A 15,327-nucleotide genomic window follows, 5' to 3' on the forward strand; every position below is an offset into this window, starting at 1 on the left:
GCCGCTTTCGCCGGCCGTGCCGGGCTCATCGAGGCTGGTCATGCCACCGCCCTTCCTGTCGTGCCGCGTACCGGATCGTTGTGCTCAGCACGGCCCATGGCGGCGAGGGCTTCACGGGCGGCGGTCATCCCGCTCCGCACCGCGCTCTCCATGGTCGCTGGCCAGCCAGTATCGGTCCACGCTCCGGCGAGGCAGACACCGGGAGCCCTGGTGCGGGCCCCGGGGCGCAGCCGTCCGACGCCGGGACGCGGATCGAAGGTGGCGGTCCGCTCCCTGGTGACGAAGAAGTCCCGTACGGCAGCGTCCCGTGCGGCGGGCAGCATACGTGCCAGTTCCGGCAGACAGCGCTCACGCAGCACTCCCACGGGCAGGTCGATCTCCTCGTGCGCCGCCGACTGGGAGACCGCCAGGTACTGGCCGCCGGTGAGCCCGGAAGGGCCCGTACGGTCGAAGATCCACTGCAGCGGCGAGCCGAGCGCGGCGAAGAAGGGACGGCGCAGCACGCGCCGGTCGTAGACGACGTGCATGTTGAGGATGGGCGCGGCACCGATGTCGAGGAGTCTGCGGCGGTCGGGCAGCGCCCCTTCGGGCAGCAGGTCGTGCGCCTCGCGCTGAGGCACCGCCAGCACGACGGCGTCGGCGTCGTACCGGGCCGGAGGGTGCTGCCCATGTCCGGCCAGGACCCGCCATCCGCCGCCCTCCCGCGCCACGACGGACTCCGCCCTGGCCCGCGTCAGCGTGCGGACGCCCGCGGACTCCAGCGCGGCACGGGCGAGGGTGTCGTGCAGACGCCCCAGCGGGACGCGCGAGACGCCGATGTCCGCCGCACCGGGGCCGGAGAGCAGTCCGGTACGGAAGACCATGGTGGCGAGCGCCAGCGATGCCTGCGGAGCACGCGCGTTGAGGGTCGCCGTTCCCACCAGGTCCCAGAGGGCCTCCACGGCGCGGTCGCTCTGGCCGTGCCCGTGCAGCCAGGTGGCGAAGTCGGTGCCGTCCAGGGCCGGATCGGCGGGGTCCAGCTTCTTCATCGCCATCGCCGCGCGCCCGGCAGCGGCCCTCTCCCCGGGCGAGAGGTGACGGTAGCGGGCGAGACCGGCGGCCAAGTGCAGGGGCACGGGGAGGCCGTTGCGGCGCAGTCTCGCCAACCGGGGGCGTACGGGGGCGACGTCGAGGACGGGTACGTCCAGGCGGCGCTGCAGGGGGGCGAGCCCGGTGCCGCCGACGCGGTCGAGGAACCAGGAGTAGGCGGTGCAGCAACGCAGGTGCACGTGCTGGCCGTTGTCGACGGTGAGTTCACCGGCCGGCGAGTCGCGGCGGAAGGAGAAGGCGAGACCGCCCAGCCGCGGCCGGGACTCCAGCAGCGTCGTGGTGACACCGGCGTCGGCCAGCCTCAGAGCCGCCGTCGTCCCCGCGATGCCGCCGCCGATCACGACTGCCCTCCGGCGGCCGGTACCGGTACCGGCCGGGGCAGCCGCGGACGTGTCAGGACCGGTCATGCGCGTGCGCTCCGACGGGCGGCCTGCCGTGCTTCGACGCCGGAGAGACCCCGCACGGCCACGTACGCCTTCTGTCTGTTGGGCAGTGAGACGCGGCTTCGCAGCACGGCGTGGGGATCGGCGGCGATGCGGTCCAGGAGCCGGTGGTAGATCCCGGCCATGGCCGCGACGCACGCCCCGGACCTGCGGTCGAGCAGCGGCAGCAGCCGGTATCCGTGGGTGAACAGGGCGCGGGCGCGCTGGACTTCGTGGTGCACCAGACCGCCGAAGTCGCCGTCGGCGGGTGCGTCGTGACTGCGGAAGTCAGCGGGACAGCCGAATTTCTCAAGATCCTCCGCAGGCAGGTATGTGCGTCCGTGATCGGCATCTTCCCGCAGGTCGCGGAGAATATTGGTGAGTTGGAGTGCCAGCCCGAGCGTGTCGGCGTACTCGGAGGCGCGGTCCGCGCCGTGCACCCCCGGCAGTGTGCCGAACACGCCCAGGGACAGGCGTCCGATGGCACCGGCGACGCAACGGCAGTAGACCTCCAGCTCCTCCCAGCTCCCGTAGGTGGTACCGCGTACGTCCAGCAGTACCCCGTCGATCAGCTCGTCGAGGCCGCCCAGCGGAAGCGGATAGCGGGCGGCGGCGTCGCTGAGGGCGACGGCGACGGGATCGGTGTCGTCCTCCTCGACACCGCCCGCGCGGACACGTTCCAGCAGTCCCCGCGTCTCCTCCAGCCGGGTCTCCTTGACCGGCTCTTCGAGGGGGCCGTCGCCGATGTCGTCGACGCGCCGGGAGAAGGCGTAGAGCGCGGACATCGCCCGGCGCTTGCCGGAGGGCAGCAGCCGGATTCCGTAGGCGAAGTTGCGGGCCTGCCGGCCCGTGACGGACTCGCAGTAGCTGTAGGCGGCTGCCACCGCCGGCGCCACCTTCGGTGCGGAACGGTCCTTGTCCAATGTCCTCACCCCTCTCGTCGCAAGGTCGCGGCCACCTCGCGCAGCAGGCCGCGCCTGGTGGCCCGGGGAGGTCCCTGGAGCACGTCGTAGCGGGCGCGGCGCATGGCCCGCAGGACGGCACGGCCGCCGCCCGTGAATCCGGCGAGCAGCAGCTTGAGCCGCCCGTGGACGCCGGCCACCAGGGGATCGCCCGCTGCCAGCAGGAGCCGGGCACGCTCGGCCTCGACGGCCAGCAGGGCACGGAGCGGGGCGGAGGCCGTGGGGGCGGCGAGGTCGGCCTCGGTGACGTGGAAGCGTGCCATGTCGTCGGCCGGGAGGTAAATGCGGTCGCGGGTCAGGTCCTCGGCGACGTCCTGCAGGTGTTCGACGATCTGCAGTCCGGTGCAGACCTCGTCGGAGCAGCGGATGCGTTCGGGCGTGGCGGTGCCGGTGATGGCCAGCACGAGACGGCCGACGGGGTTGGCGGACAGTTCGCAGTACTGCAGGAGTTCACCGAGGTCGGCGTAGCGGCGGACCTTCTGGTCCTGCCGGTTGGCCTCGATGAGGGCCAGGAACGGTTCGGGGGTCAGGTCGCGGCGCCGCACGGTGGGTCCGAGGGCCCGCAGCAGCGGATGGCCGGGGAGGTGGCCGCGGCCGTCGAACAGGCGGCGCAGATCGGCCTCGAACGCGTCGAGCATCGTGAGCCGGTCGGCGCCCTGGCCGCTCCCCCAGTCGGCGCCGAGGCCGAGAAGTTCCGCGTCGCGGCCTCCGGGGGCGAGGTCGCCGTCGCCGATGTCGTCGACGAGGCGGGCGTAGCCGTAGACGGCCATCAGGTCGTCGCGCCATTCCCGCGGCAGGAATCCGGGCGCCACCGGGAAGTTCTCCCGCGTGGCCTTGGCGAGGACGGCTCGCGCGTGCGCGTCCGCCTCCGCGCTCACCACGTGCTGCCAGAAGCCATTGCCGTCACACCTCCGTTTCTACACCGCTCGGCAAAAACATCCTATTTCGGACACGCCGCACGGGTCGGGCCCCCATGACGGCCGGGCCCGGAGGCGGCCGCGGACAGGCCGGAGCCCGCAGGAACACGGAGAAACGGGCAGACGCACGGTGGAGGAAAGGCGCAGGGAGGGAAGAGGGAGGACGGAGGACGCGGAAGCCGAGGGAGACTCAGGGCGCGGTGAACCCCGCGAGGAGGGTGTCGAACGCGCGCTCGGCCACCACGTCGGCCTCCTGTTCGGAGAGCAGGGAGAGCGGGCCGTCGAGGAAGAGCACGGCCAGGCCGTGCACCGTGGCCCAGGCGGTGATCTCGGCACCCGTGCGCCGCTCCTCGGACATCCGGCCGTGGCCGACGAGGCCGTCCAGTGCCTCCATCAGGATGCCGAAGGAGCGGAAGGCCCAGGACCCCGCCTCGGCTTCGTGCCCGATCAGGCCGTCCGAGGCCGTCACGCGGAGCGGGTCTCGGCAGAATGCGACCCGGTAGAGCCCGGGCTCCCCGCGGGCGAAGGCGAGATAGCCCCGTCCGATGGCACGCACCCGGTCCTCCGCCTCGCCCGGCCCGGAATTGCCGGACCTGTACGGCTCGCCCGCCGACTCCATCGACTCCGCCAGACGGCGCTGGCCCAGCTCCTTGACCGCGTGGAGCAGTTCCGCCTGGCCCGCGAAGTGGCGGTAGGCGGCCGTCGGCGAGACGCCGACGCGGCGGGCGGCCGCACGCAGCACCACCGCCTCGGGGCCCCCGTCCCGGGCGAGGTCGGTCGCCGCGTCGATGAGCGCGTTGCGCAGATCGCCGTGGTGGTAGGCGCTCCTTCCGGCACCGCCACCGCCCCCGCCTCTGCCGGTGCCGGCGCCGGCGCCTCTACCGGCGCCGTCCTGAGCCGTGTCCGCCTGCTCGCCGGCCTTCGCCTCCGTGTCCGCCATACCTCCATCCTGCCCGATGTTGACAGCATTAACATCCCCTGGAACAGTTCCATGTTGACGCCGTAAACATCAGGGTCCACGCCACCGTTCATGGGGACAACCGTGCTACGAAAAATCGCCGGGCTGACACTGCGCCGGCCTCGGATGCTGCTCGCCCTCACGCTTCTCGCCGCCGTGGCCATGGGCGCCGTCGGATTCGGCGCCTTCGGCAAGCTCCAGGGCGGCGGTTTCGAGGACCCCGACGCGCCCTCCAGCCGCGCCCGTACCCTCATCGAGGAGAAGTTCGGCGGTGAGGACAACCTCGTCCTGCTCATACGCGCCAAGAGCGGAAACCTGGACTCGGCCGCCGTGCGCGAGGCCGGAGAGAAGCTGACCGCGGGGCTCGGGAAGGAACCGCAGCTCTCGCACGTCTCCTCCTATTGGGGCGCGGGCGGTCCGGCGCTGACCTCCGAGGACGGCAGCCAGGCACTCGTGCTGGCCCATGTGCGCGGCGACAGCTCCGAGGTCGAGGAGCACACCGAGAAGATCACCGGCGAGTGGGCAGGAAGCCGGGGCCCGATCGAGGTACGCGCGGGCGGCGCCGCCGCGCTCAACAACGACATCTCAGGCCAGGTCTCCGCGGACCTCGCCGTCGCCGAGGCCATCGCCGTGCCGGTCACCCTCGTCCTCCTCGTGATCGCCTTCGGCAGCTTCGTCGCCGCGCTGCTGCCGCTGGCCATCGGACTGATCGCCGTACTGGGCACGTTCGCGGAGCTGTTCGTCCTCGGCAGCATCACGGACGTCTCCGTCTTCTCCGTCAACCTCACCACCGCGCTCGGTCTCGGGCTCGGCATCGACTACGGACTGCTGATCGTCAGCCGCTTCCGTGAACGGCTCGCCGAGGGCGACGAGGTGGCGGACGCGCTGCGCACCACGGTCACCACCGCCGGACGCACCATCGCCTTCTCCGCCGCCACCGTCGTCGCGGCGCTGGCGGCACTGCTGCTCTTCCCGCCCTTCTTCCTGCGCTCGTTCGCCTACGCCGGCATCGGCGTCGTCGCCATCGCCGCCATCGCCGCGCTCGTCGTCGTACCCGCGCTGCTGGCGGTGCTCGGACACCGCGTCAACAAGGGGCGGCTGCCGTGGGCCGACGCCGTACGGCGGCCCGACGCACCGCTGTGGGGCAATCTCGCCCGCACGGTCATGCGCCGCCCCCTGCTCACAGCACTGCCCGTGCTGGCTGTGCTGCTGCTGGCCGCGAGCCCGCTGCTGGGGGCGGCCTTCGGGATGCCCGACGAGCGGGTGCTGCCCGAGGACGCACACAGCCGCCAGGTCGCCGCGGCGCTCCAGCAGGACTTCCCCGGCAACTCCACGGGCGCGATCCAGGTCGTCACCACATCCGCCGTGCCGAAGGCCGAACTCGCCACGTACGCCGGCCGGCTCTCCGAACTCGACGGCGTGGCACGCGTCCAGGCCGGCAGCGGAACCTACACCGAGGGCAAGGCATCCCCACCCGGCCGCGCCCAGGCGGCCCTCACACGGCCCGACGCGCAGCTGCTCACCGTCACCCCCGGCGTGACGCGGGACTCCGGTGAAGGCCAGGACGTGGTGGAGCGCGTGCGCGCAGTGCCTGCGCCCGGCGGCGGTGAGGCGCTCGTCGGCGGCCGGGACGCCCAACTCCTCGACACCAAGGCCTCGATCGGGGACAGGCTGCCCGCCGCCATCGGCATGGTGATCGGCACGACCTTCGTCCTGCTCTTCCTCTTCACCGGAAGCGTCGTCCAGCCACTGCGCGCGCTGGTGCTCAACACGGTGAGCCTGACCGCCGCGATCGGGGCGATGGTCTGGATGTTCCAGGACGGCCATCTCTCTTCCCTGCTGGGCTTCACGCCGATGCCGATGGACACCTCGGTGACGGTGCTGATGTTCTGCATCGTCTTCGGACTCTCCATGGACTACGAGGTCTTCGTCACCAGCCGGATCAAGGAGCTGCACGACGAGGGCGCCGACAACGCCACCGCCGTCACCCGCGGCCTCTCCCGTACGGGCCGCATCGTGACCATGGCGGCCGGGCTGCTGGCGGTGAGCTTCTTCGCCTTCGGCACCAGCGACATCAGCTTCCTGCAGATGTTCGGCCTGGGAAGCGGACTGGCGATCCTCATCGACGCGGTCGCGGTGCGCGGGGTGCTCGTGCCCGCCGCGATGCGGCTGCTGGGGCGCGGTGCCTGGTACGCGCCGGGCCCGCTGCGGCGCCTGCACCGCAAGGTCGGCCTCGTGGAGTCGCCGGGCGCGGGAGAGGACCGCCCGGGTCCGGAGCCGGAGAAGGAAGCGGAGCGTACGCCCGCCGGAGTCTGACGGGCACGCTCACCGGACGTACGAGAGCGGCGGCCGCCCCGGCACGATCACCGGGACGGCCGCCGCGCGGCTGCTGCCGCCCGCCGCTACTTGCCCGTGAACTTCTCGTACTCCTTGAGTACTTCCTCGGTCGGGCCGTCGTGCACGAGTTCGCCCTTCTCCAGCCACAGCGTCCGCTCGCAGGTGTCGCGGATCGACTTGTTGTTGTGGCTGACGAGGAAGACGGTGCCGGCCTCTTCCCGCAGCTCGCGGACGCGCTTCTCCGAGCGCCGCTGGAACTTCTTGTCGCCCGTCGCCAGTGCCTCGTCGATCATCAGCACGTCGTGGTTCTTGGCCGCGGCGATCGAGAAGCGCAGCCGTGCCGCCATGCCGGAGGAGTAGGTGCGCATCGGCAGCGTGATGAAGTCACCCTTCTCGTTGATGCCGGAGAAGTCGACGATGGGCTGGTAGCGCTCCGCCACCTCAGCACGTGACATGCCCATCGCCAGACCGCCGAGCACGACGTTCCGCTCGCCGGTGAGGTCGTTCATCATCGCGGCGTTGACGCCCAGCAGCGAAGGCTGGCCGTTGGTGTAGACGTGGCCGCTCTCGGCGGGCAGAAGACCGGCGATGGCACGCAGCAGCGTCGACTTGCCCGAGCCGTTGGAGCCGATCAGACCTATGGCCTGCCCCTGGTACGCGGTGAAGCTGACGCCCTTGACCGCGTGCACCTCGCGCACACCGCCGCCGGGCTTGCGGCGGACGATGCGGTTGAGCGCCGCGGTCGCGCTGCCCCTGCCCTTCGAGCCTCCGTAGACCCGGTAGACGATGTGCAGGTCCTCGGCGATGACGGTGGGAATCCACGGGGTCTGCGCGGCAGGGCCCTCGGCCTGCTCGGGCATCGGCGTCTTCTCCTGGGTGTGCTCAGCCACGCCCATAACGCTCCTCCGACTTCCAGAAGAAAACAAATCCGCCGACGGCGAGCAGCACCGCCCAGCCGAGCGCGAGCGCCCACACGTGCGGCGGCAGGTCCGAGGCCGTGTATCCGTCGATGAACGCGAAGCGCATCAGATCCATGTACACGGCCGCGGGATTGGCCTGGAGGATGTTCACCGCCCAGTCAGGAGCGTTCGCGCGCTTCTGCAGCATGTACTCCAGCGGGAACATCACGCCGGACGCGTACATCCACGTCCGCATCACGAACGGCATGAGCTGAGCGAGGTCGGGCGTCTTGCTGCCCGCCCTGGCCATGATCAGCGCGAGGCCGGTGTTGAAGAGGAACTGGCACATCAACGTGGGGAAGATCAGCAGCCAGGACCAGGACGGGAACTGGCCGAAACCGAGCAGGATCGCCACCAGCACGATCATCGAGTAGAGCAGCTGCTGCAGCTGCTGCAGCGAGACGGCGACGGGCAGCGAGGCACGCGGGAAGTGCAGGGCCCGCACCAGGCCCAGGTTCCCCGAGATCGCGCGGACCCCGTTGAGCACGGAGGTCTGCGTGAAGGTGAAGACGAACACGCCCGTCACCAGGAAGGGGATGTAGTTCTCCGTACCGCCCGGAACTCCCTCACGGCCGCCCAGCAGCACGCCGAAGACGAAGTAGTACACCGCGGCGTTCAGCAGCGGCGTCGCCACCTGCCACAGCTGGCCCAGCTTCGCCTGGCTGTACTGCGCGGTGAGCTTGGCACGGGAGAAGGCGACGATGAAGTGGCGCCTCGCCCACAGCTGCCTCACGTACTGAGGGAGCGTGGGCCGCGCTCCGCTCACCGTCAGGCCGTACTTGGCCGCGAGATCGGCCGGGGACAGACTGTCGTCCGGTGAAGGCGGAGGCTTCACGCCCACCGCGCCGCCGTGCGTTGTCTCGGTCACGTTGGAAACTTTCGTCCTCACACGCGCAAGTGAACAGAGGGATGGTGCTGTCGCAGACGAGCTTGTCAGATCACGGGCGGGCGACCTAGTCGCGTCAGCCGCCACACCGTACGCCACCGCATGGGCTTGCGGGCGCCGCACGCGGTGGTCCAGCCCTCCTTGAACCCACCGAGCCAGGCACGCAGCGCCGGCCGTGAGGGACGGCGGGCCAGGGTGAGCAGCAGCCACACACCGAGGTAGACGGGCACCAGCACAGCGGGGAGGTTGCGGCGGGCCAGCCAGACACGGTTGCGGGCGACCATGCGGTGGTAGACCGCGTGGCGGCTGGGTGCCGTGGTGGGGTGGTGCAGCACCATGTCGGCGCGGTAGTCGATCGACCAGCCGGCGTCCAGGGCGCGCCATGCCAGGTCGGTCTCCTCGTGGGCGTAGAAGAACTCGTCCGGGAGACCGCCGACTTCGGCGATGACCCTGGTGCGTACGGCGTTGGCGCCGCCCAGGAACGTGGTGACCCGGGAGGAGCGCGCCGGGTCGGCGGCGCGCAGCCGGGGCACGTGCCGGCGCTGGGTCTCCCCCGTGTCCGGGTCGGCGATGCGGAAGCTGATGATGCCCAGGGAGGGGTCGGCGGCGAATGCCTCGCGGACCAGCGCGGCCGTGTCGGTGTTCGGCAGCAGGCCGTCGTCGTCGAGGAAGAGCAGGACGTCGACCTCGGCGCCGGAGGGGCCGAAGGCCTCGATGCCGACGTTGCGGCCTCCGGGGATGCCGAGATTTTCCGGAAGTTCGACCGTCCGTACACCTTCCGGCAATACGGGCAGGGGCGCGCCGTTACCCACGACGACGACCTCGACGCGGTCGCCGTCCTGCTTGGCGACCGAGTCGAGCAGCGCCCGCAGCTCCTCCGGACGGTTGCCCATCGTGAGAACGACGGCGCCCAGCTTCCCGGCCTTCGGGGCCCCTTCCGCGGATGGCTGCGGCATGGCTGCCCTCTCCTCCTTCACTTCCCTCACTTCAGCCTGCTCGAGGCGAGGATGGACACCAGATGCAGCAGCGTCTGGACGACGGCGATGCCCGCGAGTACGGCGACCCCGAGGCGGGTGAAGAAGAGGTCGCCCCTGACCATGTCCAGCACGGCGACGAAGAGGATGAGCAGGGACGCCTCGACGCCGCCGACGAGCCGGTGGAACTTCAGCGCAGCCGCCGCCCTGCGGGCCAGGGCCAGCCCCGAGGAGCGTGGCACGGCGGCCGCGTCCTGCACGGCGCTGAGGCCACTGCGGGCGCGGGCGACGTCGACGAGGTCGGTCTCGGCCTTGATCAGGATGGCGCCGAGAGCGGCGACCGCGCCGAGGAAGGCCCACATCCAGTTCGACTGGGCGCCCTCGGCGTGGAAGACGTCGGCCGCCCGCACACCGAAGCCCACCAGCAGCGCGGCCTCGGAGAGGTAGTGGCCGACGCGGTCCAGGTAGACCCCGGTGATGGAGGTCTGGCCGCGCCAGCGGGCCACTTCGCCGTCGACGCAGTCGAGCAGCAGGTACAGCTGTATGAGAAGGGCGCCGATCAGCGCCCCGGCGAGGCCCGGCACGAGAAGTGCCGCACCCGCCAGGACGCCGGCGACGACCATCAGATGCGTGAGCTGGTTCGGCGTGATCCGCGTGTTGACCAGATACGGGTCGCAGCGCAGGGAGATCTCGCGCATGTAGAGCCGTCCGGCCCAGTGCTCACCGCTGCGCCTGTCCTTCACACCCTCCGGGTGAACGACGGGGCGGAGTTCAGCTACTGATGGCTTGTGCATAGTCGCGGTACGCGTCCCTGATCTGGTCGGCGGACAGGTCGAGGTGCTCGAGGATGGTGTAGCGGCCGGGCCGGGTCTCCGGTGCGTACTCGACCACCTTCACGAACTCGTCCTCGTCGAAGCCGATTTCGCTGGGCAGTACGGGCAGGCCGTGGCGCCGCAGCACCTCGACCATCAGCATCGACATCTCCCGGTCCCCGCGCAGGAACGTGGCGAACGCGGCACCCAGGCCGCACTGTTCGCCGTGGCTCGCGGCACGCTTGGGGTAGAGCAGGTCGAAGGCGTGGTTGATCTCGTGGCAGGCGCCGGACGCCGGGCGGCTGTCACCGGCGACGGACATCGAGATGCCGGTGAGCACCAGCCCTTCGGCCAGCACCTGGAGGAAGTCGTCGTCGCCGACGCCGCCCGGATGCCGCAGCACGGCCTCGCCTGCCTGGCGGGCGATGGCTGCGGCCAGCCCGTCCATGTCCTCGCCGCGCACGGTGTGGGCCAGTTCCCAGTCGCGTACGGCCGAGATGTTGGAGACCGCGTCACCGATGCCGGAGCGTACGAACCGGGCCGGTGCCTCTCTGATGACGTCGAGGTCGATGACGACGGCGATCGGGTTGGGCACGCCGTAGGAGCCGCGGCCCGCGTCGTTGTCGAGAGTGGCGACCGGTGAACACAGGCCATCGTGCGAGAGGTTGGTGGCCACGGCCACCAACGGCAGGCCGATGCGGGCAGCCGCGAACTTCGCACAGTCGATGATCTTGCCGCCGCCGAGGCCGACGACCGCGTCGTAGCGCCCGGACTTCATGGCGTCCGCGAGCTTGATGGCGTCGTCGATGGTGCCACCGCCCACCTCGTACCAGTCGGCGCTGGGCAGGGCGGGGGCGAAGCGCTCGCGCAGGGCAGCGCCCGAGCCGCCGCTGATGGCGAAGGCGAGCCTGCCGTTGGAGGAGATCCGCTGATCGGCCAGCAGGCCCGCCAGGTCGTCCAGGGCGCCGCGGCTGATGTCGACGACGACGGGCGACGGGATGAGGCGGGTCAGTACTGGCATGCGATCTCCCGGCCCTTGGCGAGGTCGTCGTGGTTGTCGATCTCGACCCACTTCACGTCGCCGATGGGCGCAATGTCGATCTTGAATCCGCGGTTGACGAGCTCCTGGTAGCCGTCCTCGTAGTAGAGCTGCGGGTCGCGCTCGAAGGTGGTCTTCAGCGCGTCGGCGAGCTCCTCGGCGGCCTCCGGCTCGATGAGGGTGAGTCCGATGTACTCGCCGCTCGCGGTGGCCGGGTCCATCAGCTTGGTGATCTGTTGGACGCCCTTCTCCGGGTCGGTGACGACCTTCATCTCCTCGTCGGCGAGGTCCTTCACCGTGTCGAGGGCGAGGATGATCTTCCTGCCCTCGCCGCGGGCGTCGAGGAGGGTCTTCTCGACGGAGACGGGGTGGACGGTGTCGCCGTTGGCCAGCAGGGCGCCCTGCTTGATGACGTCGCGGGCGCACCACAGGGAGTAGGCGTTGTTCCACTCCTCGGCCTTGTCGTTGTCGACGAGGGTGAGCGTGACCCCGTGCTTGCGCTCCAGGGCCTCCTTGCGCTCGTACACGGCCTCCTTGCGGTAGCCGACGACGACGGCGACGTCGGTCAGACCGACGGCGGCGAAGTTGGCGAGGGCGATGTCGAGAACCGTCTGGGACTCTTCGTCGCCCTCGGGACCCACCGGCACGAGGGCCTTCGGGAGGGTGTCGGTGTAGGGGCGCAGACGCCTTCCGGCGCCGGCTGCCAGCACGAGGCCGATCATGCGGGTTCTCCTGTTTCGTCGTGTACGGCGGGTGCTTTGGAGGACACCCAGAAGCGGATGCTCTCGGCGAGCACCACGGCCGCGATGGCCACGGCGAGCGTGGTCAGCGCGATGGTGAAACCTTGCCCTTGCTCCGGGCTGCCGCCTTCCCCGCCCAGCCACAGGACTGCGGCGAGAGCGACGGCCAGGGCCCGTCCTTCATGGCCCCCGATCGCCCGCACAAGCCAGTGCGGAGGCGCTCCGGTGCCGCCGCGGATGCGGTACACCGTGTCGTAGTGATGGTAGGCGACCGCCGCCACCAGCCCGAAAGCGGCGGGCAGGGCTGCGTTCACCCCCTCTTGGTCCGCGTGTGCGGCCAGGACGAGGACGAGCACGTATTCGGCGGTACGGAAGAAGGGCGGTACGAGCCAGTCCAGGGCGCCCCGCAGGGGACCCGTGACGGCCGCCCCCGAGGTCAGGACGTAGAACAGAGCGGCCAGGAACGGCCAGACGCTGCCGGCCGGCGTCCACAGCGCGGTGGCCAGCAGCACGGCCGTACCGGCCAGCGCGAGGGCCGGGCGGCCGAAGCCGGGCAGACGCAGCCCCGCCCGGCGGGCCACTGCCGCACAGCCCTCCGCGAGGGGGCCGCTGTCCGCGAGGTCGGCCAGCGCACGCGCGGCGCGGTCGGTGCGCTCCGCCCTCCTGGTCAGGGAGCGCAGCACCCGGCCCGCGGTGGTGTAGCAGGCGGCGAGGGCACAGCCGACGAGCAGCACCACGAGGGTGATGCGGGGCGTGGTGAACGCGGTGAGGACGGCGATCAGGGCCCAGCGCTCGCCGATCGGCAGCACGACCATGCGGCGCAGCCACACGGTCCATCCCACACTGTCGAGCTTGCTGGAGAGCGCGGCGGTGGGGCTGGTGTTGGCCCGGGCGTCGTGGTTTGCCTCGTTGAAGGAGAAGTCGACGACGTGCCGGGCCGTCTGCAGCACCATCGCACCGAGGGCCAGCGCCCATACGTCGTCGCCGCCGCGGGCAGCGCCCAGAGCGAGGCCCGCGTAGTAGGCGTACTCCTTGGCACGGTCGAAGGTGGCGTCCAGCCACGCGCCGAGAGTGGAGTACTGCAGGTCGTAGCGGGCGAGCTGGCCGTCGGTCGCGTCGAGGACGAAGGAAGCGATCAGCAGCGCTCCCGCGGCGGCGAACCCGGCGCGCTCGCCGGTGGCCGCGCACGCCGCCGCGACGAGCGCGGTGATCAGCGAGGCGGTGGTGACCTGGTTCGGGGTAAGGCCCCGGCGTGCGCACCAGCGTGCGATGTAGCGGGAGTAGGGGCTGACGCAGAAGGTGGTGAAGAAGCCGTCCCGCGCCTTGACCGCGCTGCGCAGCCGTACGGCCTCGTCGTCCACGCCGTCCACGGCGGCACGGGCGCCGGCGCCGGCCTCCTCGTCCGCGGGGACGGAGGCGACGAGCGTGCCCAGTTCGGGGCGGTGCACGTTCACGCCGTCCGCGTCGAGGGCGGCGGCGAGCGTGTCGGGCAGGGAGAGGGTGCGCGCGGGCGCGTCGACGGCGGCGTCACCCGGCTCCCGTGCCTCGTGCGGTTCCGGCGAGCCCTCCGAAGAGGTGCGCCGGGAGTCGCCGAGGGCGCGTACGAGCGCGCCGCGCGCCTCGGGCTTGACCGTCAGGGCACCGGGAACCGCGCCCGCGGGGAAGCGGGGGTCGGTGAGTGCGAGCCGGAGGCTGTGCAGGTGGCCGACGAAGCGCGGGTCGACGAGCGCGACCCGCGCGGCGGCCGGGACACCGGCCACTTCGCCGGCGACATGACCGTCGTCCGCGGCGACGCGTACGTCGAAGCCCAGCGACCGCAGGTCTCTCTCCAGCGGCGAACCGGCCACCGGCGGACCGGTGAGGATGGCGGTCGACAGTCGAACTCACTCCTTGGAAGCGGACGCAGCGCGGCTTCCGGCCGTGCGAGGCCGGGCAGCGGTCAGGGTGCGCCATCGCCCGTTCGGGGGCGGGCAGCACGTCCGGCAGAGGCTATCGGATCGAACGGGCGGGCTTTCATCGCGCGTTCACCGGCCGGGTGTTGCCCCGCCGGGGGGACAGCATGGTCGATCTTGAGCGGGGCGACAAATGCGGGGCCGTCCGCGCCGGCGCCCCATGGGGCGCGGTAGGCGTCGCTCGTCCCGCGGGAGCGCCGCCGGCGGCGGATAGGGTGCCGCATATGACGTGGTTGATCACAGGTGGGGCGGGATACATCGGGGCGCATGTCGCGCGGACGATGCTGGAGGCCGGTGAGCGGGTGGTCGTGCTGGACGATCTCTCGGCGGGGGTTCCGAAGCGGCTGGAGCGTCTGCCGGGGCAGCCCGAACTGGTGCGCGGATCAGTTCTGGACCGGGAGCTGCTGGACCGTACGCTCGCCGCGCACGGCGTCACGGGTGTGGTGCATCTCGCCGCCGGCAAGCAGGTCGGCGAGTCGGTCGAGCAGCCGCTGCGCTACTACCGGCAGAACGTGCACGGGCTGACGGTGCTGCTGGAGTCCGTCGTCGCGGCGGGCGTGCGACGCTTCGTCTTCTCCTCCTCCGCCGCGGTCTACGGCACACCGGACGTCGAACTCGTGACGGAGGACACTCCGTGCGTGCCCGTCAATCCCTACGGCGAGACGAAGCTGGCCGGTGAGTGGCTGGTCCGCGCCACCGGACGGGCGGCCGGGCTCGCCACGGCCTGTCTGCGCTACTTCAACGTGGCCGGCGCCGCGGAGCCCGAACTGGCGGACACCGGGGTCTTCAACATCGTCCCGATGTTCTTCGACGCGCTCACCCGCGGGGAGGCCCCGCTGATCTTCGGCGACGACTATCCGACGCCGGACGGCACGTGCGTACGGGACTACGTCCACGTCGAGGATCTGGCCGGCGCGCACCTCGCCGCCGCGCGCCGGCTCGGCACGGGAGACGCCGGGGACGACACGGCCGCCGGCGCCGACCTGACCTTGAACATCGGCACGGGCAGGGGCGTCTCCGTACGGGAGCTGGCCGATCTGACCGCCGAGGTCACCGGGCACCGCGAACTTGCCGCCCGCGTCGCACCGCGGCGGGCCGGCGACCCGGCGCGTGTGGTCGCCTCGGCGGATCTGGCGGCCAAGGAGCTGGGCTGGACGGCGCGGCACGGCGTGCGGGAGATGCTCACCTCCGCCTGGGAGGGCTGGTGTCTGCAGCACCCGGCGGCCCGCTGAGACGGGGACGCCGCCGCGTCCCCGTTCCGCCCGTGACCCACTCGGAAC

Annotated in this window: 13 protein-coding genes; 2 read left to right on the plus strand and 11 right to left on the minus strand. The window is 71.5% G+C overall.

Annotated features, from left to right (window positions below):
* Nucleotides 1-38: 38 nt before the first annotated feature.
* From hpnE to H343_RS0103990, 4 genes are all read right to left on the minus strand, one after another.
* Entirely contained in the window at nt 39-1,496 is a 1,458-nt protein-coding gene (gene hpnE / locus H343_RS28815) for a hydroxysqualene dehydroxylase HpnE (RefSeq protein ID WP_037902290.1), read from the minus strand.
* On the minus strand, nt 1,493-2,443 hold the full coding sequence (gene hpnD / locus H343_RS0103980) for a presqualene diphosphate synthase HpnD (protein WP_078504991.1): 951 nt from the start codon (nt 2,441-2,443) through the stop codon (nt 1,493-1,495). The genes hpnE and hpnD overlap by 4 nt, the downstream gene beginning before the upstream one ends.
* A complete protein-coding gene (hpnC, locus tag H343_RS0103985; RefSeq protein WP_028430071.1) occupies nt 2,440-3,354 on the minus strand; it encodes a squalene synthase HpnC in 915 nt (304 codons plus the stop codon). Before hpnC ends, hpnD begins: the two co-directional genes overlap by 4 nt.
* Before the next feature lie 226 nt (nt 3,355-3,580).
* The gene (locus H343_RS0103990) at nt 3,581-4,330 is read right to left on the minus strand and encodes a TetR/AcrR family transcriptional regulator (RefSeq protein WP_028430072.1); all 750 of its coding nucleotides are present in this window, start codon (nt 4,328-4,330) and stop codon (nt 3,581-3,583) included.
* Between the two features lie 102 nt (nt 4,331-4,432).
* Between H343_RS0103990 and H343_RS0103995 the strand changes: the two genes are divergently transcribed.
* On the plus strand, nt 4,433-6,664 hold the full coding sequence (locus H343_RS0103995; RefSeq protein WP_028430073.1) for an MMPL family transporter: 2,232 nt from the start codon (nt 4,433-4,435) through the stop codon (nt 6,662-6,664).
* A gap of 86 nt (nt 6,665-6,750) precedes the next feature.
* Here the strand turns inward: H343_RS0103995 and H343_RS0104000 are convergent, their stop codons facing one another.
* The 7 genes from H343_RS0104000 to H343_RS0104030 all read right to left on the minus strand — a co-directional run bounded on the left by H343_RS0104000 (nt 6,751) and on the right by H343_RS0104030 (nt 13,972).
* On the minus strand, nt 6,751-7,545 hold the full coding sequence (locus H343_RS0104000) for an ATP-binding cassette domain-containing protein (protein WP_028430074.1): 795 nt from the start codon (nt 7,543-7,545) through the stop codon (nt 6,751-6,753).
* Between the two features lie 22 nt (nt 7,546-7,567).
* Nucleotides 7,568-8,512, minus strand: a complete 945-nt coding sequence (locus H343_RS0104005) for an ABC transporter permease (protein ID WP_028430075.1) — start codon at nt 8,510-8,512, stop codon at nt 7,568-7,570.
* A 65-nt stretch (nt 8,513-8,577) separates the two neighbouring features.
* Nucleotides 8,578-9,486, minus strand: a complete 909-nt coding sequence (locus H343_RS0104010) for a glycosyltransferase (protein WP_037902298.1) — start codon at nt 9,484-9,486, stop codon at nt 8,578-8,580.
* A 26-nt stretch (nt 9,487-9,512) separates the two neighbouring features.
* On the minus strand, nt 9,513-10,298 hold the full coding sequence (locus H343_RS0104015; RefSeq protein ID WP_199778870.1) for a CDP-alcohol phosphatidyltransferase family protein: 786 nt from the start codon (nt 10,296-10,298) through the stop codon (nt 9,513-9,515).
* Entirely contained in the window at nt 10,276-11,337 is a 1,062-nt protein-coding gene (locus H343_RS0104020) for an iron-containing alcohol dehydrogenase family protein (protein ID WP_028430078.1), read from the minus strand. Before H343_RS0104020 ends, H343_RS0104015 begins: the two co-directional genes overlap by 23 nt.
* Nucleotides 11,325-12,077, minus strand: a complete 753-nt coding sequence (locus H343_RS0104025) for a phosphocholine cytidylyltransferase family protein (RefSeq protein WP_028430079.1) — start codon at nt 12,075-12,077, stop codon at nt 11,325-11,327. Before H343_RS0104025 ends, H343_RS0104020 begins: the two co-directional genes overlap by 13 nt.
* The gene (locus H343_RS0104030; RefSeq protein WP_028430080.1) at nt 12,074-13,972 is read right to left on the minus strand and encodes a DUF5941 domain-containing protein; all 1,899 of its coding nucleotides are present in this window, start codon (nt 13,970-13,972) and stop codon (nt 12,074-12,076) included. The genes H343_RS0104025 and H343_RS0104030 overlap by 4 nt, the downstream gene beginning before the upstream one ends.
* A gap of 299 nt (nt 13,973-14,271) precedes the next feature.
* Here H343_RS0104030 and galE point away from each other — a divergent pair, with 299 nt between their 5' ends.
* On the plus strand, nt 14,272-15,279 hold the full coding sequence (gene galE / locus H343_RS0104035; protein ID WP_028430081.1) for a UDP-glucose 4-epimerase GalE: 1,008 nt from the start codon (nt 14,272-14,274) through the stop codon (nt 15,277-15,279).
* Nucleotides 15,280-15,327 lie beyond the last annotated feature (48 nt).

Source organism: Streptomyces sp. TAA204 (genome assembly GCF_000424965.1).